15 protein-coding genes are annotated in these 17,952 nt (G+C 62.3%); 7 read left to right on the top strand and 8 right to left on the bottom strand.

The genetic code is table 11. The features are described 5' to 3' along the window. Positions 1-86: 86 nt before the first annotated feature. Positions 87-3,602, bottom strand: coding sequence for a DNA polymerase III subunit alpha (gene dnaE / locus ACP151_RS17130; protein WP_424980115.1), 3,516 nt, complete (start codon positions 3,600-3,602; stop codon positions 87-89). Positions 3,603-4,086: 484 nt separating this feature from the next. Between dnaE and ACP151_RS17125 the strand changes: the two genes are divergently transcribed. After that, complete coding sequence (locus ACP151_RS17125; protein ID WP_424980114.1) at positions 4,087-4,437, top strand: VOC family protein; 351 nt, start codon at positions 4,087-4,089, stop codon at positions 4,435-4,437. 178 nt (positions 4,438-4,615) lie between these two features. Here ACP151_RS17125 and ACP151_RS17120 read toward each other — a convergent pair whose 3' ends face one another. Both ACP151_RS17120 and ACP151_RS17115 read right to left on the bottom strand, forming a co-directional pair. Beyond that, positions 4,616-5,851, bottom strand: coding sequence for an HlyD family secretion protein (locus ACP151_RS17120; RefSeq protein WP_424980113.1), 1,236 nt, complete (start codon positions 5,849-5,851; stop codon positions 4,616-4,618). A 3-nt stretch (positions 5,852-5,854) separates the two neighbouring features. After that, on the bottom strand, positions 5,855-6,298 hold the full coding sequence (locus ACP151_RS17115) for a hypothetical protein (protein ID WP_424980112.1): 444 nt from the start codon (positions 6,296-6,298) through the stop codon (positions 5,855-5,857). A 137-nt stretch (positions 6,299-6,435) separates the two neighbouring features. On the opposite strand from ACP151_RS17115, the gene ACP151_RS17110 reads away from it, so the two are divergent. Genes ACP151_RS17110 through ACP151_RS17100 form a run of 3 tightly spaced genes read left to right on the top strand, consistent with a single transcriptional unit; the run spans position 6,436 to position 9,129 of the window. Continuing rightward, positions 6,436-7,398 carry an aldo/keto reductase gene (locus tag ACP151_RS17110; protein WP_424980110.1) on the top strand — a complete coding sequence of 321 codons (963 nt, stop codon included), beginning with the start codon at positions 6,436-6,438 and terminating at the stop codon, positions 7,396-7,398. A gap of 4 nt (positions 7,399-7,402) precedes the next feature. Continuing rightward, positions 7,403-8,473, top strand: coding sequence for an NAD(P)/FAD-dependent oxidoreductase (locus ACP151_RS17105; RefSeq protein ID WP_424980109.1), 1,071 nt, complete (start codon positions 7,403-7,405; stop codon positions 8,471-8,473). Beyond that, positions 8,473-9,129, top strand: coding sequence for a DUF938 domain-containing protein (locus ACP151_RS17100; RefSeq protein ID WP_424980108.1), 657 nt, complete (start codon positions 8,473-8,475; stop codon positions 9,127-9,129). The genes ACP151_RS17105 and ACP151_RS17100 overlap by 1 nt, the downstream gene beginning before the upstream one ends. A gap of 22 nt (positions 9,130-9,151) precedes the next feature. On the opposite strand, the gene ACP151_RS17095 is transcribed toward ACP151_RS17100, so the two are convergent. Next, positions 9,152-10,000 carry a LysR family transcriptional regulator gene (locus ACP151_RS17095; RefSeq protein ID WP_424980107.1) on the bottom strand — a complete coding sequence of 283 codons (849 nt, stop codon included), beginning with the start codon at positions 9,998-10,000 and terminating at the stop codon, positions 9,152-9,154. Positions 10,001-10,099: 99 nt separating this feature from the next. Here ACP151_RS17095 and ACP151_RS17090 point away from each other — a divergent pair, with 99 nt between their 5' ends. Continuing rightward, positions 10,100-10,690, top strand: a complete 591-nt coding sequence (locus tag ACP151_RS17090; protein WP_424980106.1) for an HD domain-containing protein — start codon at positions 10,100-10,102, stop codon at positions 10,688-10,690. Positions 10,691-10,910: 220 nt separating this feature from the next. Next, positions 10,911-11,327 (top strand): VOC family protein, encoded by a 417-nt coding sequence (locus ACP151_RS17085; RefSeq protein WP_424980105.1) that lies wholly within the window; start codon positions 10,911-10,913, stop codon positions 11,325-11,327. Positions 11,328-11,416: 89 nt separating this feature from the next. Here the strand turns inward: ACP151_RS17085 and ACP151_RS17080 are convergent, their stop codons facing one another. The 3 genes from ACP151_RS17080 to ACP151_RS17070 all read right to left on the bottom strand — a co-directional run bounded on the left by ACP151_RS17080 (position 11,417) and on the right by ACP151_RS17070 (position 15,057). Next, positions 11,417-11,671, bottom strand: a complete 255-nt coding sequence (locus ACP151_RS17080; RefSeq protein WP_424980104.1) for a hypothetical protein — start codon at positions 11,669-11,671, stop codon at positions 11,417-11,419. A gap of 308 nt (positions 11,672-11,979) precedes the next feature. After that, positions 11,980-14,490: a GcvT family protein gene (locus ACP151_RS17075; RefSeq protein ID WP_424980103.1), complete on the bottom strand. Its 2,511-nt coding sequence runs from the start codon at positions 14,488-14,490 to the stop codon at positions 11,980-11,982. 228 nt (positions 14,491-14,718) lie between these two features. Then, the gene (locus tag ACP151_RS17070) at positions 14,719-15,057 is read right to left on the bottom strand and encodes a hypothetical protein (protein WP_424980102.1); all 339 of its coding nucleotides are present in this window, start codon (positions 15,055-15,057) and stop codon (positions 14,719-14,721) included. 479 nt (positions 15,058-15,536) lie between these two features. Here ACP151_RS17070 and aqpZ point away from each other — a divergent pair, with 479 nt between their 5' ends. After that, positions 15,537-16,220 (top strand): aquaporin Z, encoded by a 684-nt coding sequence (gene aqpZ / locus ACP151_RS17065; RefSeq protein ID WP_424980101.1) that lies wholly within the window; start codon positions 15,537-15,539, stop codon positions 16,218-16,220. A 266-nt stretch (positions 16,221-16,486) separates the two neighbouring features. Here the strand turns inward: aqpZ and ACP151_RS17060 are convergent, their stop codons facing one another. Further along, positions 16,487-17,890 carry an FAD-binding oxidoreductase gene (locus ACP151_RS17060; protein ID WP_424980100.1) on the bottom strand — a complete coding sequence of 468 codons (1,404 nt, stop codon included), beginning with the start codon at positions 17,888-17,890 and terminating at the stop codon, positions 16,487-16,489. Positions 17,891-17,952: the final 62 nt, after the last annotated feature.

Here is a 17,952-nt window from a genome sequence, read left to right as displayed (position 1 = left end):
TGTCTCATCTCCACTCCTTGGTGGTTACGATGTGCCAGAAACCCTCTCTTATCAAATCATCCTAAACTGTCCCATTGGCGCTGACGTCAGACAATCTCCTCCACATCCATCACCCCATCCAGCGACTTTAGCGCGCCCTTGATCTGCGGGTTGATCGGGAAGGCCTGGCCCAGGTCCATCTCCACATCGCCGGGCAGGCCGGGGTCCTGCAGGTACATGTAGACCTCGCCGCGCGCGGCATTGCGGGCCGCAGCCTTGGCGTCCTCCAGCACCTGCGCCACGGTGCCGACAGCCGCTGCATCACTCAGGTAGACCCGCAGGGAACTGCGCCCGGCATCGGCAATGGCACTGTCCACCGGCCCGACAGAGCGCACCAGCAGTTTCAGCTGGTCGCTTTCCATTGTCGCCTCAGCCGTAATCACCACCTTGGCGCCGGTTTCCAGAAACTCGCGGGACTTCTCCAGCACCTCGGAGAACAGCGTCACCTCATAGGCGCCTGACGGGTCCGACAGCTGGGCAAAGGCAAAGCGGTTGCCGCGCGCGGATTTACGCTCCTGCCGCCCGGCCACCACACCGCCCATCTTGGCCATGAACGGACCGCGTTCTGCCTTGGCCGTCACCTCATCCAGCGTCATCACATCCTTGCGCTTCAGCGCGGGCATGTAGTCATCCAGCGGATGGCCTGAGAGGTAAAAGCCGATCGCCTTGAATTCCTCAGACAGGCGCTCGGCCGGCAGCCAATCCGGCACATTGGGCAGGCGGGGCTCGGGCAGGTCCTCACCCGCTTCGCCGAACAGCGACACCTGGCTGGAGTTGCGCTGGTCATGCACCGCAGCAGAGTAATCCACCAGCGCGCCCAGGCTCTCGAACACCCGGCGGCGGTTGCTGTCCAGCTGGTCAAAAGCCCCGGCCCGCGCCAGCATCTCCAGCGGCCGTTTGCCGACCTTTTTCAAATTCACCCGGCGGGCAAAGTCGAAAACATTGACAAAGGGACGCTCGCGGCCGTCCTCGTTACGGGCTTCGGCCACCAGCCGCATCACGTCCAGACCGACGTTCTTCAGCGCGCCCAGCGCATAGACCAGCTCGCCCTTCACAACATTGAACGTCGCCAGCGAGCGGTTGATGCAGGGCGGCACGTATTTCAGCTTCAGGCCTTTTTTCACCTCTTCGAAGTAGATCGCCAGCTTGTCGGTCAGATGAATATCGCAGTTCATGACACCGGCCATGAACTCCACCGGGTGGTTCGCCTTGAGCCAGCCGGTCTGATAGCTGACCACCGCATAGGCCGCCGCGTGGGATTTGTTGAAGCCGTAGTTGGCGAATTTCTCCAAGAGGTCGAAGACCTCGCTGGCCTTTTTCTTGTCGACGCCGTTTTCCGCCGCGCCTTTTTCAAACTTCGGGCGTTCGGCGTCCATCGCTTCCTTGATTTTCTTACCCATCGCTCGGCGCAGCAGATCCGCACCGCCAAGGGTATAATTCGCCATCACCTGGGCGATCTGCATCACCTGTTCCTGATAGACGATGATGCCCTGGGTTTCCTCCAGGATGTGGTCGATCAGCGGATGCACCGAGGTGATCTCGCGTTGGCCGTTCTTCACCTCGCAATAGACCGGGATGTTTTCCATCGGGCCGGGGCGATAGAGCGCCACCAGTGCCACGATGTCCTCGATGCAGGTGGGTTTCATGCGCTTCAGCGCATCCATCATGCCGGTGGATTCCACCTGGAACACCGCCACCGTCTTGGCCCGGGAGTAGAGGTCGTAGGTGACCGTATCATCCAGCGGAATGGCGTTGATCTGGTTTGTAGCCCCTTCGGGCGGCTCATAGAGCAGGGTGCCATCCTCGGCCACATGCAGATCGCGGCCCGACTGAAAGATCAGGTCCATGGCGTTCTGAATGACGGTCAGCGTCTTCAGGCCCAGAAAGTCGAACTTTACCAGCCCCGCCTGTTCCACCCATTTCATGTTGAACTGGGTCGCGGGCATATCCGAGCGCGGATCGCGGTAAAGCGGCACCAGCGCATCCAGTGGCCGGTCGCCGATCACCACCCCCGCGGCGTGGGTGCCGGCAGAGCGCAGCAGGCCTTCGACCTGCTGGCCATAGGTCAACAGCCGGTCCACCACCGGCTCATTGCGGGCCTCTTCGCTCAGGCGCGGCTCTTCCTTCAGCGCGTCGGCGATGGACATCGGCTTCACGCCCTCGACCGGGATCAGCTTGGACAGCCGGTCGACCTGACCATAGGGCATCTGCAGAACCCGCCCCATGTCGCGCACCGCCGCCTTGGACAAGAGCGCGCCAAAGGTGATGATCTGCCCCACTTTGTCGCGGCCATATTTCTCCTGCACGTATTTGATCACCTCTTCGCGGCGGTCCATGCAGAAGTCGATGTCAAAGTCCGGCATCGACACCCGTTCCGGGTTCAAAAAGCGTTCAAACAGCAAGCTGTAGCGCAGGGGATCAAGGTCGGTGATCGTCAGCGCATAGGCGACCAAAGAACCCGCACCAGAGCCCCGCCCCGGCCCCACCGGAATGTCGTGGTCCTTGGCCCATTGGATAAAGTCGGCAACGATCAGGAAGTAGCCGGGAAAGCCCATGCCCTCGATGATGCCCAGCTCGAAATCGAGCCGTTCCTGGTATTCCTCGACGCTTACCGCATGGGGGATCACCGCCAGCCGCTGCTGCAGGCCCTCGTTGGCGATACGGCGCAGCTCCGCCACCTCGTCATCGGCGAACTTGGGCAGGATCGGATCGCGCCGGTACGCCATGAAGGCACAGCGCCTGGCGATTTCCACGGTGTTTTCAATCGCCTCGGGCAGGTCGGCAAACAGCGCAACCATTTCCTCCTGGCTCTTGAAGTAATGCTGCGCGGTCAGGCGGCGGCGCGGCTCCACCTGATCAACATAGGCGCCTTCGGCGATGCAGATCATCGCATCATGGGCCTCGAACATCTCCGTGCTTGGGAAATAGACGTCATTGGTGGCAACCAGCGGCAGGCCCATGGCGTATGCCATCTCCACATGGCCGCGCTCGGTCTGCTTCTCTGCCTCCGGCTGGCCGTGTTCGCCCGGATGGCGCTGCAGCTCAACATACAGGCGGTCCGGGAAGATGCCTTTCAGCCGCTGCATCAGTGCCTCTGCGGCAGGACGCTGTCCCATCTGCAGCAGCCGCCCTACCGGCCCGTCCGGTCCGCCGGTCAGGCAGATCACGCCGCCCGCGTTCTCTTCCAGCTCCTCCAGTGTCGCATAAGGCAGCTCTCCCCCCTGCCGCAGATAGAGGCAGGAGTTCAGCTTCATCAGATTCTCATACCCCGCCTCGCTTTGGGCCAGCAGCACCAGCGGTGCAGGCGGTTTGGGGCGTTCCCCCGGTGCCGGTTCTGCAAACCGCAGATCCACCTGGCAGCCGATGATCGGCTGCACACCGGCACCGCTGGCCGACACGGAAAACTCCAGCGCCGAGAACAGGTTGTTGCTGTCGGTGACCGCAATCGCGGGCATTTCGTGCTTTTTGCACAGGTCCGGCAGCTTCTTCAGCCGCAGCGCCCCCTCGAGCAGAGAGTATTCGGTATGGGTGCGCAGGTGAATGAATCGGGGAGAGCTTGTCATGCCGCCACGCTACCGTATTGATGCAGCGGGGTGAAAGGGCGTTCTGCGCCTCCGGCCCCTGCCAAAACCGATGCGGTGACCATGTCTGATCTTTTCAGGCGAACAGGGGCGCGGATGGCATGTTCGGCGCCCTGCTGCCTCCAATCCCACGGCAGACCGCGCGCAGATGACCCGCGCATCCCAAGCAGGAGAGATGCGGATCGAAAAACGATCTGGTGACTTTTTGTCCCAACGAGCATTCATCAACCGCAGTGGCGCAGATTGGCACCTCACGCCTGGCGCATGCGGCCCACACCACAGACGGCATCCCGCAGCAAGCGGTGCAGTGGCGGGACACGACGGGCCCTATCCGCTTTGGGCTTGGCCGTGTTCTTTCCAAAGCCTGCTGACATCCCCTGTCACCGACCTGATGTACGCCCCCTACCACAGGCCTGCTGGCAACTGACCTCAGCAGGTTAAGGCACATTGGAGACTGCTTTTGAAAATGAACTATTTCGTTGTTGGCACCAACAACATGGATGCATCGATCAAATTCTATGACGCGCTTTTCGACGGCCTGGGGCTCACCCAGGTCCGGCCAAGCGATCGAATGACCTACTGGGTGCGGGATGATTTTGCCTTTGCGACTGCCCTGCCTTTCGACGGCGCGCCCGCCTCAAATGGCAACGGTACAATGGTGGGGTTCAGCCTTGGGTCAGCAGAGGAAACCACCCGGCTGCACCAGAAAGCCCTTGAACTCGGTGGCACCTGCGAGGGTGCGCCGGGACCGCGCGGGCCGCGGTTTTCGGCCTATGTGCGGGACTTGGACGGAAACAAGCTTTGCTTTGCGGACTGACAGACAGCGGCGGCAGATGCCGCCGCACAGTCCCATCCGTTCCGGGACAGGCCACCGGTGCGGCCAGCCTGTCCACAGTGCCCTTGACACCCGGGTCAGAGCCAGTCCGGCCACCAAGCAGCCAGACGGCGGCGCGCCGCCTTCACGGCACCTGCCGCGCCGCCGGTTTCCCCGTGCCTTAGTGGCCGGACAGAACCAGCGTCTGCACCGGCATCAGCAAGAGCCGCAGCCGCAGGCCTGCCGCATGCACCACCCCGATGGTGTCCACCACATGCAGGAAGGCCCACTCAGCGGTGCCGATGCTGTCGTCATGCTCCAGCCGCTCGTGGTTGCTGGTATAAACATTGGCCAGGCAATTGCTGCCCGGCGGCAGCGCCTCTGCGGTGCCTTCATACAAGGGCTCCATGAACACGGTAATGGTGCCGGGCTTGCGCATGTTGCCCAGGTCGCGCAGCTCATCCGTTGGGCGCAGCTGGCCAGAGGCGATCACATCCTGCACCTCGACCACCACCATCGGGATCACCGTGAAGGGCTGGGTCATACAGCCGATTTCGCCGATCATGCCGGGCTTGATCACCTGCGCCGCCATCTGGTTGAAGCCTGCCTGGAACCGGTTCCTGCCTGAGGCCAGTGGCACCAGAATGCCCGCAGGCCGCAGCACCGGGCTGACATAATCGCCGACCTGCAGGGCAAACTGCTCCAGTCGGCCATCGACACCGGCGCTGATCAGCGTCTTGTCCAGCTCGGCCTGCGCCAAGTGCAGCTGGGCTTGGGCACTGGCCATCTGTGCCGGGATCAGCACTTCGATCTGCTGTTCCACCGCCGCCTTCTGCGCCTGCGCTGCCGCCACCGAAGCCATGCGCTGGTCCACCAGGTTCTCCAGTCGTTCGATCTCTGCCGGGCGCACTGCGCTTGATCCCTGATCACGCAATGTCTGATTGCGCTCCAGATCGTCGCGCGCCTGCGCCAGTGCGGCCTGCGCCTGGGCAATGCCCGCATCCGCCTGGGCCAGGTCGGTATCCGCCAGCTTGCGCGACGCCTCCACCTCAGCAATCGCCGCCCGCGCGGATTCCAGCGCGGCCTTCTGCGACAGCCCCTCCAGCCGCAGGATCGGATCGCCTGCCTTCACCTCCTGATTGTTGACGACATAGACTTCGGCCACCCGCCCGCCGACCTGCGGCAGGATGGTGACAGTGCGGAAGTAAGAGGCGACCGTATTGGTTGCCGGATGAAAATAGAACAGCGTGGTGATCACCATCAGGGTCAGCATCACGCAGGCTGTCAGGCCCCAGCGCAGCTCATACCAGACAGAAAACAGCGTCAGCTCCTGGCCGACCCGTTTGCCCTGCACAAAACGGCGGAACAGAAAGTCTGGCAGGATGGTGACCAGCGCGCACAGCAGTGTTTCAATCATCGCTCAATGCCCCTCAGCCACAGGTTCAGCCCGCACTGGCGCAGCCGCAACCGGTTCATCCGGCTGCGGGGTATCGCCGCCCTGCGGCACAGGCGCCTCGGGCTCCCGCCCCAAGCCGCGGACTGCATCCGCAATGGCGCGCAGCGGTGCCGCCAGATCCGGGATCTGGAACCCCGCCATCAGGATCGCCGCCACCCAGAAGACGTTGTTGTGGGTAAACAAGGCAAGCAGCGTCAGAATACCGACCAGCTGGAACTGCGGATGATTGCTCTTGTGTGCCATCTTCTCGGGCAGCGCGTGCAGGGTAAAATAGGCGACACCGATCAGCAGGATCAGTACAACCGTGAAGACCGCCATAAAGGTAAAAAGATAATCGCTGCCGTCCGCCGCAGTGACATAAGAAGGAATATGCCCCGCAGCCATCGGATGCGCGTTGGGTGCCGTCATGGTCCGTCCCCCGTTTCAAATTATTTTCTCGAACTGCATCCAATAGTTGCACTGTCCCGCCATTTGACCAAGCAATTTGTCTGTCCAGAGCCTGAATTGCCCTTTGCCTGCCCGGCCTTGCGTGTAAATCTCTGGCCATGACACAGATTCCATGCACGCCCCTCACCAGCCCTGATGGCACTCCTGCCAGCCGCTTTGCCTTTGGCTGCATGCAGTTCGGCGGCCGAGCCACCCAGGCACAGTCGGCAGAGATGTACGCCGCCTGCCGCGCCGCCGGCATCACCCATTTCGACACCGCCTGGGTCTATACTGATGGCACCTCCGAACAGATCCTCGGCCGCCTGATCAAAAGCGAACGCGACCAGCTGCTGATCGCCACCAAAGCCGGTTACGAGGGCGGTGCCAGCGCTGCCAACCTGCGCACCCAATTGGACCAAAGCCGCCGCCGACTGGATCTGGACATGGTGGATGTCTTCTACTTGCACCGGTTCGACCCCCATACCGACCTGCGCGAGACGATGGACTGTTTTGCCGCGCTCAAGGCCGCAGGCGTGATCCGCTATGCCGCACTGTCGAACTTTGCCGCCTGGCAGGTGATGAAGGCGCAGATGGCCGGGATGGCTTGCGGCCTGGCCGTGGACATCCTGCAGCCGATGTATTCGCTGGTAAAACGCCAGGCAGAGGTGGAAATCCTGCCGATGTGCGCCGACCAGGGCATAACCGCCGCCTGCTATTCACCGCTGGGCGGCGGGTTGCTGACCGGGAAATATGCCGGCGGTGGTGGCGGGCGGCTCAGCGAGGACAGCCGCTATGGCGCCCGCTATGGAACCGCAACAATGCATCAGACCGCAACCGCCCTGGCAGAGCTGGCCGCCGAGCGTGGCACCCATCCTGCCACGCTCGCGGTGGCTTGGGCCGCCGCCCACCCGGCGGCGCCGGTGCCGATCATCTCTGCCCGCAGCGCAGAACAGCTGCAGCCCTCACTGGCGGCGCTGGACTGCAGGCTGGACAGCGACCTATATGCCGCCATCCAAGCGCTCAGCCCGCGGCCCGCCCCCGCCACGGACCGACTGGAAGAACAAGAAGACAACAAGGACTAGGCCCATGCAGGACTTCATCGTCATCGGCGGCGGCATGGCAGGTACCAGCGCCGCAGCCCGGCTGGCGGACCTCGGCAGCGTCACCCTGCTCGAAATGGAAGACGCGCTTGGCTACCATTCCTCCGGCCGCTCTGCGGCGCTGTTTGAGGAAAACTACGGCCACGGCCCCACCATCGACCTGAACCGCGCCAGTAACGCATACCTGCGCGAAGGCGGCTATTTGTCACCGCGCGGGCTGATGCTGGTCGGCGCCAAGTCAGAGGCCGATCTTTTCGCCCGCGACGTGGAGGAACTGGGCATGGCACCGCTGGACCTGGATGAGGCCCGCGCCATGATCCCTGTCCTGAACCCGGAAACGGTCGGCTTCACCGCCATCAGCAGCGCCGCAGAAGATATCGACACCGATCGCATGCTGCAGGATTTTGCCAGGATCCTGCGCGCCGCAGGCGGTCGGATTGTGACCAAGGCGCCGGTGACTGCGGTCGCCCGCATTGCGGGCGGCTGGCAGATCACTGCGGGCGGTGACATCTACACCGCCCGCAATCTGGTCAACGCAGCTGGCGCCTGGGCTGACAAGCTGGCCGCGCTTGCCGGGGTGGCGACCATCGGCCTGCAGCCCAAGCGCCGTTCAATGGCGCGGCTGCCCGCCCCCGGCGGCCAGGATGTCAGCGGCTGGCCGATGATGATCGGCGCGGGCGAAACCTGGTACGCCAAACCCGATGCGGGCAAGCTGCTGGTCTCCCCCGCTGATGCCGACCCGGTAGAACCGCATGACGCCTATGCCGACGACATGGTGCTGGCAGAGGGGCTGGCCCGCTACGAGGACATGGTGACAGAGCCGGTCACGCGGGTGGAAAGCAACTTTGCCGGGCTGCGCAGCTTTGTCGCCGACGGCACTCTGGTGCTGGGGCCGGACCCGGATCAGCCGGATTTCATCTGGTGCGCAGGCCAGGGCGGCTATGGCATCATGACCGCGCCAGCCGCCTCGCAGCTGATTGCTGATCTGACAGCAGGTCGGCCGCCGGTTCTGGACGCGACGGCGGTTGCCGCCCTTTCCCCTGCGAGGCTGCGCTGATGCCGGTGCGCCCGGTTCCCGGTGTGGCTTCGGTTGCCCAGCCGCAGGACGGCAAGCTGTTTGCCCCTTCCGCCGTGCGCAACAGCGAAGCGATCTGTGATCTTCTGGCCCGGTTTGCGCCGCCGCAGGGCCGCGCCCTGGAGATTGCCAGCGGCACCGGCCAGCATGCTGTGGCCTATGCCAGCCGCCTGCCCGGCCTGATGTGGCAGCCATCTGAGGTGGACGCCATCCGCCGCGCCAGTATTCAGGCCTATGCCGATGAAACCGGGCTTCCCAACATCGCAGCCCCTGTGATGCTGGATGCCACTGCCCCCGGCTGGGGGGCCGATCATGCAGGCCAGGACCTGATTGTTCTGGTGAATCTTTTGCATCTGATCAGCACGGACGAAGCCCGCACCCTGATCCGCGAGGCCGCCGCGGCCCTCGCTCCCGACGGCCTGTTCGTGATCTATGGCCCCTTCCTGCGCAGCGGAGAGCTGATCAGCGACGGTGACCGTGCCTTCCATGCAGCCCTCACCACCCATGACCCGGAAACCGGCTACAAAGACGACACCGCGGTCACCACCTGGCTGCAGTCCGAAGGGCTGAAACTGGTTCAGACGGTGGAGATGCCTGCCAATAACCTCGCGCTGGTGGCTGCAAAACCCGCAAATTAAACGCCTCTTTCCGGCTTGCGCGCTATCCGCCCCGCACCTCGTGAAGGCCGCGGACCACCTGGCGGATATGCTCCAGCGCCGGGTTGTCCGGCAGATAAAGCGCCCGGCAGCTGAGATGGATCTCCGGCGCGCCTTGCACCAGATGCAGCGCGCCCGCCGCCAGTGCTTCAGCCACCATACAGGCTGGAAAATACCCCATGCCGCCGCGTCCTTGCAGGTAACGCAATCCCATCAGGGCATTGCCCAGCACGATATGCTGGCGGCGGCGGGCCGGCAGCACATCGTGCAGCTGCGCATCATATTCCGCCCCAAATTCCAGATTGATGAACAAGGGCAGCCCATCCTGTCCCAGCCGCAGCGGGCGGTTCGCCACCAGCACCAGCCGCTCCGGCGGCAGCTCCTGTGCGGTCAGCCGCGTGCCTGGCGGCACCTCGTTCACGATCGCCACATCCAGCAGGCGGCGGACCACCGCCTCGCCCATGTTCATTGTATGGTCATAGTTCAGGGTGAACGGCACCGTGCCCTGCACTTCCTCCAGCCAGACCGCCACATCAACCAGCAAAGGATCCCAGACCGACAGCTGCGCCCCCAGCCGCAAAGGCACCTGCCCCGCCAGGCTGGCCTTCAGATCACCGGAGACAAACTCCCAGGTGCGCATCATCTGCTCGGCATAGGGCAGAAACTGGCGCCCCGCCATGCTCAGCCGCGTGCCGCCGGGGCCGCGTTCAAACAACGGCGTGCCAAGTGCGGCCTCCAGCGCCTTGATCCGGGCGCTGACGGTGGTCTGGGTCACGTTCAACGCCCGGGCCGCAGCGTGAAAACTGCCTGCGGCCTCGATTGCCAGAAAGGTTTTGAACGCGCTGACCTGCATGGCAATCAGTATTTCCTTTCAGTCTGAGCAAATCAATTCATTTTCCTGCTCAGAACTGGCTTGCTACCCTGCCAGCAGATCAACCAAAGGACCGCGCCAATGCTGGACAAAAGCCACAAGCCAACCTGGACCAGTTTCACTGAAACCACCGCCGAGGACTGGAAGGCCGTCGAAGCCTATGAGGAGGCCTACAACGCCGCTCTGCCTGACCGCATTCTCGATGCGATCCGCTCGCTGGACGAGGATTGGACCCCCTACCCGGTGAACCGCTACCAGCACAGCCTCCAGGCCGCGACCCGCGCCTGGGTGGATGGCGCCGATGACGAGATTATCGTCGCCGCGCTGGTGCATGACACCGGCGACATCCTGTCCCCCTACAACCATGGCGAGCTGTCGGCGGCGATGATGAAGCCTTATGTCAGCGAGAAAACCTATTGGATTCTCAAGCACCACTGCGTGTTCCAGGGCTTCTACTACAACCACCACTTCGGCGGCGACCGCAATGCGCGCGATAAATACCGCGACAGCCCATACTGGGAAGACTGCCGCTATTTCTGCGAAGAATACGACCAATGCGCGTTTGACCCGGAGTATCCCACCAAGCCGCTGGAATTTTTCGAGCCGATCCTGCGCAAGGTGCTGTCGCGCGGCGGAGGTCACATGGAACTGGCAGAGACAGCACAAGACTGACCCTGCCAGTCAGGTTTTGCGCCGGGCTGCGCCCGTCGCCACGGGCCAGGCAGGCCGCGCCTTCGGCGCGGCCTGCCTGGCCCAACGGGAACCTTCGGATGTCACATCCGAACGGTGACGGGCGGGAGGAGACCCCCGTGTTGAACCGCAGCCCCTACCGCCTTACAACCTTGCAACAGTCTTAGGTGAATGGCCTGACGTCTGGAAGGAACGCCCTTACATGATTGCCTATGTCACATTTGGCGCGGATGACCTGTCCCTTGCGAAACGCTTCTATTCTGCATTCCTGCCTCCCCTCGGCTACAGCCTAGAGGAGGGTCCAGAAGGGCTGAGTTTCGCGCTGCCGGTTCCGCCGGGCCAATCTCCCGTTCTGCCCGATTTCTACGTCAAACCAGCCTTTGACGGGCGCCAGGCCTCGGCTGGCAACGGGTCGATGGTCGCCTTCCAGGCGCGCAACCAAAAGCAAGTGCGCGACCTACATGCCGCCGCTCTTGCCGCAGGCGGCTCTGACGAAGGTCCACCGGGATTTCGGGCCACTTACGGGCCGCGCTTCTATGTTGGCTACCTGCGTGACCCCCAAGGCAACAAGATCGCGCTGTTTTCAAGTGATCCAAGCGAACCGGGACGGGATGGATAGGACGGGCTGCGCAAACCACGGGCGCTCTCTGCCAGCCGAGGCTCTTCTGATTTGCCTTTCGCCTGACGCTGTGGACAGCGTTGCGAGCGCTACCGCTCTGCCAACCAGGCAATTTCTTCCGTGGCATCAAACCCTTCCTCACCGAGCCGCAAAACTGCTTTCACGACAAGATCCGGGCCAACAGCCTGCGATTCTTCTGATGAAGCCACGGCTTCGAATTCATCAGGTGTACAGGTAAACAGGCTGCTGCGCGGGATGCTGTCCAGATACTCCGTAAAGCCAGCACGCTGCAAAACCTTAGAGGCCAGCTCTAGCGAGCCTGCGCATAGATTGCCGAAAGTCATCCTCGTTCCATGCAGAAAATGCCTCTCTACTTGGAGGCATCTTTGATGGATGCAACGGACAACTGCGAGCTGCCTGCCGACATGTGTGTTTTCAGGGTGTGGAAGCCAGGGTGGATAGTCCAAACACATCAGCATGAGCCGTTCACTTTGCCCTGTGCAAGCACGAAGATTGCCCCCCCAACAAGAATAGCCCCGGCACATTGGCCGGGGCTATTTTTTCGCTTCTGTATGGTTCGGGGCTCCGCCCGTGATGTCCTCAACCCGTCCCTCAGACGGTAGGCCGGCCCCCGAAGGGGCCGGACCGGAAATCACCCATTCTGGCGGATGGTCTCGTTCTTCGGATCATAGGGGCTGTCGCAGGTGACAACCGCGTCCCACAGCTGGTCCAGCATCTTGACCTTCAGCTTGGTGCCTTCGACCGCGATCTCAGGCGTGACATAGCCCATGCCGATGGATTTCTCGAAAGCAACCGAGTAACCGCCGGATGTCAGACGGCCCACGCGCGTGACGCCATCTTCCAGATACAGCGCTTCGTGACCCCAGGGATCTGCATCCGCCGGGCCGTCGATCAGAACGGTGCAGCACTTAAAGCGCACGCCGGTCTCTTCTAGCTTGTCCTTGCCATGGAAGTCCTTGGACAAGTCGATAAAGCGCGGCAGGTCGGCTTCCAGTGGGGTCGCGTCGCGGCCCAGTTCGTTGCCGAAGGCGCGGTAGGATTTCTCCTGGCGCAGCCAGTTCTGGGCGCGGGCACCCACCAGCTTCATACCGTGCTTCTCGCCGGCTTTCTCCAGCAGGTCGAACAGGTAGTTCTGCATCTCGATCGGGTGATGCAGTTCCCAGCCCAGTTCACCGGTATAAGCCACACGGATCGCATTGACCGGGCACATGCCCAGTTCGATCTGCTTGGCAGACAGCCAGGGGAAACGCTTGTTCGACAGTGCGGTTTCCGGATCGGCGTCGACAATCACCTCTTTCAGCACATCGCGGGACTTGGGGCCTGCGATGGCAAAGACGCCCCACTGGCTGGTCACATCCTGAATCTCGATATAGCCGAACTCTTCCATCTTGTCTTCGGCGGCCTTGCGCAGGAAGTCCGCGTCATATTCGGTCCAGGCACCGGCGGAGACCAGATAGTAGTTGTTCTCACCGTTGCGGACGATGGTGTATTCGGTGCGGGTGGTACCGGCAACCGTCAGCGCATAGGTCAGGTTGATGCGGCCAATCTTGGGCAGTTTGTTGCAGGTGAACCAATCCAGGAACTGGGTTGCACCGGGGCCTTTGACGATGTGTTTGGTAAAGGCGGTTGCGTCCACCAGGCCAACGCCTTCGCGGATCGCCTTGGCTTCGTCCACGGCATGCTGCCACCAACCGCCGCGGCGGAAAGAGCGGGAGTCGTGGTCGAAGGTTTCAGGCGCATCGACAGGGCCGAAGTAGTTCGGACGTTCCCAGCCGTTGACCCAGCCGAACTGTGCGCCGCGGGCCTTCTGACGGTCATATGCCGGCGCGGTACGCAGCGGACGGCAGGCCGCGCGCTCTTCGTCCGGGTGATGCAGGATGTAGACGTGCTCATAGCACTCTTCGTTCTTGCGGGCCGCGAACTCGGTGGTCATCCAGTTGGAGGAGTAGCGTTTCGGGTCCAGCGATGCCATGTCGATCTCGGCTTCGCCATCGACCATCATCTGCGCCAGATAATAGCCGGTGCCGCCTGCGGCGGTGATGCCGAAGGAGAAGCCTTCTGCCAGCCACATGTTGCGCAGGCCCGGTGCCGGGCCAACCAGCGGGTTGCCGTCGGGCGTGTAGCAGATCGGGCCGTTGAAGTCGTCTTTCAGACCGGATTCGGCGCAGGACGGAACCCGCTCAGCCATTGCCATATACTGCTCGGCAATACGGTCCAGATCCAGCGGGAACAGGTCAGCACGGAAGCTGTCCGGCACGCCGTGTTCGAACTGCGCCGGTGCGCCACGCTCATAGATGCCCAGGATCCAGCCACCGCGCTCTTCGCGGGCATAGGATTCATTGTCGGCATCACGCACAACGGGGTGCTCGGGGTTGCCCGCTTCACGCCATTTGACCAGCTCGGGGTCTTTGTCCATGACGATAAAAGTGTGCTCGACCGGGATGGCCGGCATTTTAATGCCCAGCATCTTGGCGGTGCGCTGCGCGTGGTTGCCGGATGCGGTCACGACGTGCTCGGCGGTGATCACCACCTGCTCATCGGAAGGCACCAGGTTGCCGCCTTTTTCGACCATCTTGGTGCAGGTGACTTCCCAATGGGTACCGGTCCAGTGGAAGGCATCGGCCTGCAGCTTGCGGTGGATCTCAACGCCGCGCTGACGAGCGCCCTTGGCCATCGCCTGGGTCACGTCTGCCGGGTTAATATAGCCGTCCTCGGTGTGGTAGATCGCACCTTTCAGGTCGCCGGTTTCGATCAGCGGCCAGCGCTCCTTGATCTGATCCGGGGTCAGCCACTCATAATCCACATCGCAGGTTTCCGCGGTGGAGGCATAGAGCATATATTCGTCCATACGCTCCTGGGTCTGCGCCATGCGCAGGTTGCCCACCACGGCGAAACCAGCGTTCAGGCCGGTTTCTTCTTCCAGGGTCTTGTAGAAATCGACCGAGTATTTGTGGATATGGGTTGTCGCATAGGACATGTTGAACAGCGGCAGCAGGCCTGCTGCGTGCCAGGTTGAGCCGGAGGTCAGCTCGTCACGCTCAATCAGCATGACGTCGTCCCAGCCGGCCTTGGCCAGGTGATAGGCAATCGAGGTGCCGACGGCGCCGCCGCCAACAACAAGTGCTTTGACTTGGGTTTTCATTCTCCGGCTCTCCAGCTTTGTGAGATTCTTGGCAGTGGTTATGCCTGCGCAGGCAAATCCGCGCAAAATCAGGCCGACGCAAAAACACCCAAAACCGACCTTGCGCGCCGCAGCATACCGGATTCAGACTGGTTTTCTGTGACAGCAATGCTGGAAACGGCGTTTTTCTGCACATGCAAAAGGGGGCCGCGGCCCCCTGCACTTCGGTTTCAAGCTGACGGAAGACGGTCAGCACTCGGCAATATTGCCGCGACGGACGCAAACTGGCTGCGGCTCTGCCGCAGCGTTGCTCGCGGTACTGGCCACCTGCTCGCCGCCCCCCAGCAGACTGCTGCCGGAGCTGGAGACTTTTTGCCAGGCGGGCTGGCTGCTGTCCTGCCCGTATCGGCGCGCCCTTTCCTTGGCGGTACGCGCGCGGGCAAAACGGTCCTGCACGATGGTGCCGTAGTCGGTGGCGCTGAGATCCCCCCAATGCAGGCCGGCATCGCGGGTCTGAAAATAGTAATCCGCACCAATCACCGCCTGGGTGCTGAACACCAGGATGCCCATTGCTTTCTTCAGTCCCATCTTTCGCCCTCCGGTTTCGCAAGTTGCCAATTTTCTCCTGGCTGCATTAACTAGAGCTTCAAAGGTGGTACAGAATTGAGGCGGCTTTCCGGCGCCCCTGAGGACAGGGAGCTAAAATTGTCTGGATTTCACAGCCGCCCCAAGATGGTCAGTCGCAGGTCCGAACGGTGCCGCGACGGATACAGCCGCGGGCGTTTGCCGGGCTTGGTTGGTTGCTGCCGTTTCCTTGGTTGGTTGCTGCCGTTTCCCTGTGACCTCTTGCTCTGGCGTGTCTCGCCCAGCGGCAACCGGGATCGCTCAGGATAATGGCATAACGCGGTCAATGTGCCGTAAGCCTATCCTCCGCCAAACACGAAACAGACGTCACCAGCAGGCGCCGCGGACCGCTTCTGGCATTCAGGCCGGATAATTCCCCTGCCCGCCTTCCCGTCTCTGGTGCACAATCCAGACAAGGTCCAACGCAGCAAAGGCGAATTCCAATGAATAAACAAGTTGCAGAATTTCTGGGTACTTTCACGCTTGTCTTGTTCGGTTGCGGTTCGGCCGTGATCGCGGGGGCTGACATTGGACTGACAGGTATCAGCCTTGCCTTCGGGTTGGCTCTGATCGGCATGGCTTACGGAATCGGGCCAGTCTCAGGATGCCATATCAATCCGGCAGTTTCCCTTGGCATGGTGGCAGCAGGCCGGATGCAGATGCCGGAGGCGTTGAAATACATTCTGGCCCAGACCGCTGGCGCCATCGCTGCAGCGCTGGTGCTTCTGATCGTTGCCAGCGGCAAGGCGGACTACGATGTTGCCGTCAACGGGCTGGGGCAGAATGGCTGGGGCACAGGATATCTGGGCGAGTATAACGCCCTGGCGGCCTTCCTGTTTGAGACCGTGGCGACCTTCCTGTTCATGGTTGTCATTCTAGGAGCAACCGGCAGCCGGGCGCCCGCAGCGCTGGCCGGGCTCGCAATTGGCTTGTCGCTTGTTGCAATCCACCTGGTTGGCATCAATGTCACCGGCGTTTCCGTAAACCCTGCCCGATCCATCGGGCCGGCGTTGTTTGCCGGGTCAACAGCCCTGTCGCAGCTTTGGCTGTTTATTGTTGCTCCGGTACTGGGTGCAGTGGCAGCGGGTCTGCTGTTCAAATCCGGGCTTCTTGATCAGACTGAATGACGCCACAGCACCGTCGGTGACCGCTCTGCGGGCGCCCCCGTCCGGGGGCGTTCCATTCCTGACTCCTTGGATCGCACCCGCAGGCCTGCAGGCAGCTTTGGCCAGGGCACCCCGGCCCTCGACATGCACATAGGACATCCACAAAGAGGACAGGTTGATTTTCGCCGTAAACCCTTGCTGCGGCACCTAGCTGCGGCAGACTGTGTCTTGTCCCGATCCCAGTCCGAGCTGCCTGCACCGCCGGACGTCCAGCCGCACCAGGCAAATCACATCTCGACGATCTTACCGGGGTTCATGATGTTTTCCGGGTCCAGCGCCGCCTTGATGGCCGCCATATATCGGGTGGCTTCGCCCAGTTCCTGCTTCAGATAGGGGCGTTTGCCCTGGCCGATACCGTGTTCGCCGGTACAGGTGCCATCCATTTCAATCGCCATTTCATTGAGCCAGCCGATGTATTCATCCGCCTTCTGCCGTTCCGTTTCGCTGTCCATGTCGATCAGCAGCAGCGCATGGAAGTTGCCGTCGCCCACATGGCCAACCATCGGCGCCAGCAGGCCCATGCCTTCGGCCTTTTGGCGCGCTGCGCTGACACATTCCGCCAGCCGCGAAATCGGCACGCAAACATCGGTGGACAGCCCCTTGGCACCAGGGCGCAGCTGCTGGCTGGCCCAGTACATGTCGTGACGTGCCTGCCACAACTTGCTGCGCTCCTCTGGCGTGGAAGTGGCGGAAATGCCGTAACCGCCGAATTCCTCAGCGATGGAGGCAAACATGTCGGATTGCTCAACCACGCCCGCCTCCGAGCCGTGGAACTCCAGCAAGAGCAGCGGCGTTTCCGGCAGATCAAGGCCGGAATAGACGTTGGCCGCGCGCACGCTCATCTCATCCAGCAGTTCTATACGGGCCACCGGAATGCCGTATTGAATTGTCATCATCACCGCGCGGCAGGCGGCGTCAACGCTGCGGAAGGAACACCGGGCGGAGCGGATTGCCTCAGGTATGCCCTGCAGTTTCAGGGTCAGCTCGGTGATCAGGCCCAAGGTGCCCTCGCTGCCGACCAGAAGGCGTGTGAGATCATAGCCGGCCGCGGATTTCCGGGCCCGCTGCGCGGTGCGGATCACGCCGCCATCGGCCATCACCGCTTCCAGTGCCAGCACGTTGTCCTTCATGGTGCCGTAACGCACCGCATTGGTGCCAGAGGCCCGCGTCGCGGCCATACCGCCAAGCGAGGCATTGGCGCCGGGGTCAATCGGGAAGAACAGCCCTTGGTCGCGCAGATAGGTGTTGAGCTGCTCACGGGTGACGCCCGGCTGCACCACGACGTCAAGGTCTTCGGCATGAACCGCGATGATCTGATCCATCCGCATCATGTCGACACAGATGCCGCCGGCAGGTGCATTCACATGCCCCTCCAGTGACGTGCCGGTGCCAAAGGGGATAACCGGCACGCCATACTCGGCGCAGACCGCAACGATCTCTGCGACTTCGCGGGTAGACGTTGGAAAGACCACCGCATCCGGTGCCTGATTGGTGATCCAGGTGGTGGTATGGCCATGCTGTTCGCAAATCGCCTGGCCGATCTGCAGCCGGTCACCAAACTGCTGCGACAACGCATCAATGGCCGCGGCAATTCCGGCCTCATTGCGCGGCAGTAACGTGGCTTGGACCATGGCAATCTCCCCAGGCAGAGGGCGATACCCCCCGGAACATTTCACCTGTTAACCTACGCATG

Origin of the sequence: Leisingera sp. S232, assembly GCF_049800895.1 — a bacterium.
GTDB lineage: Bacteria > Pseudomonadota > Alphaproteobacteria > Rhodobacterales > Rhodobacteraceae > Leisingera.
Note: the sequence above shows the minus strand (reverse complement) of the source record. Positions and strands in the feature narration are given on the sequence as shown.

Excerpts from the sequence above, each read along its gene's own strand:
- dnaE (WP_424980115.1), bottom strand. The coding sequence starts at position 3,602 with ATGACAAGCTCTCCCCGATTCATTCACCTGCGCACCCATACCGAATAC.
- ACP151_RS17125 (WP_424980114.1), top strand. The coding sequence starts at position 4,087 with ATGAACTATTTCGTTGTTGGCACCAACAACATGGATGCATCGATCAAA.
- ACP151_RS17120 (WP_424980113.1), bottom strand. The coding sequence starts at position 5,851 with ATGATTGAAACACTGCTGTGCGCGCTGGTCACCATCCTGCCAGACTTT.
- ACP151_RS17115 (WP_424980112.1), bottom strand. The coding sequence starts at position 6,298 with ATGACGGCACCCAACGCGCATCCGATGGCTGCGGGGCATATTCCTTCT.
- ACP151_RS17110 (WP_424980110.1), top strand. The coding sequence starts at position 6,436 with ATGACACAGATTCCATGCACGCCCCTCACCAGCCCTGATGGCACTCCT.
- ACP151_RS17105 (WP_424980109.1), top strand. The coding sequence starts at position 7,403 with ATGCAGGACTTCATCGTCATCGGCGGCGGCATGGCAGGTACCAGCGCC.
- ACP151_RS17100 (WP_424980108.1), top strand. The coding sequence starts at position 8,473 with ATGCCGGTGCGCCCGGTTCCCGGTGTGGCTTCGGTTGCCCAGCCGCAG.
- ACP151_RS17095 (WP_424980107.1), bottom strand. The coding sequence starts at position 10,000 with ATGCAGGTCAGCGCGTTCAAAACCTTTCTGGCAATCGAGGCCGCAGGC.
- ACP151_RS17090 (WP_424980106.1), top strand. The coding sequence starts at position 10,100 with ATGCTGGACAAAAGCCACAAGCCAACCTGGACCAGTTTCACTGAAACC.
- ACP151_RS17085 (WP_424980105.1), top strand. The coding sequence starts at position 10,911 with ATGATTGCCTATGTCACATTTGGCGCGGATGACCTGTCCCTTGCGAAA.
- ACP151_RS17080 (WP_424980104.1), bottom strand. The coding sequence starts at position 11,671 with ATGACTTTCGGCAATCTATGCGCAGGCTCGCTAGAGCTGGCCTCTAAG.
- ACP151_RS17075 (WP_424980103.1), bottom strand. The coding sequence starts at position 14,490 with ATGAAAACCCAAGTCAAAGCACTTGTTGTTGGCGGCGGCGCCGTCGGC.
- ACP151_RS17070 (WP_424980102.1), bottom strand. The coding sequence starts at position 15,057 with ATGGGACTGAAGAAAGCAATGGGCATCCTGGTGTTCAGCACCCAGGCG.
- aqpZ (WP_424980101.1), top strand. The coding sequence starts at position 15,537 with ATGAATAAACAAGTTGCAGAATTTCTGGGTACTTTCACGCTTGTCTTG.
- ACP151_RS17060 (WP_424980100.1), bottom strand. The coding sequence starts at position 17,890 with ATGGTCCAAGCCACGTTACTGCCGCGCAATGAGGCCGGAATTGCCGCG.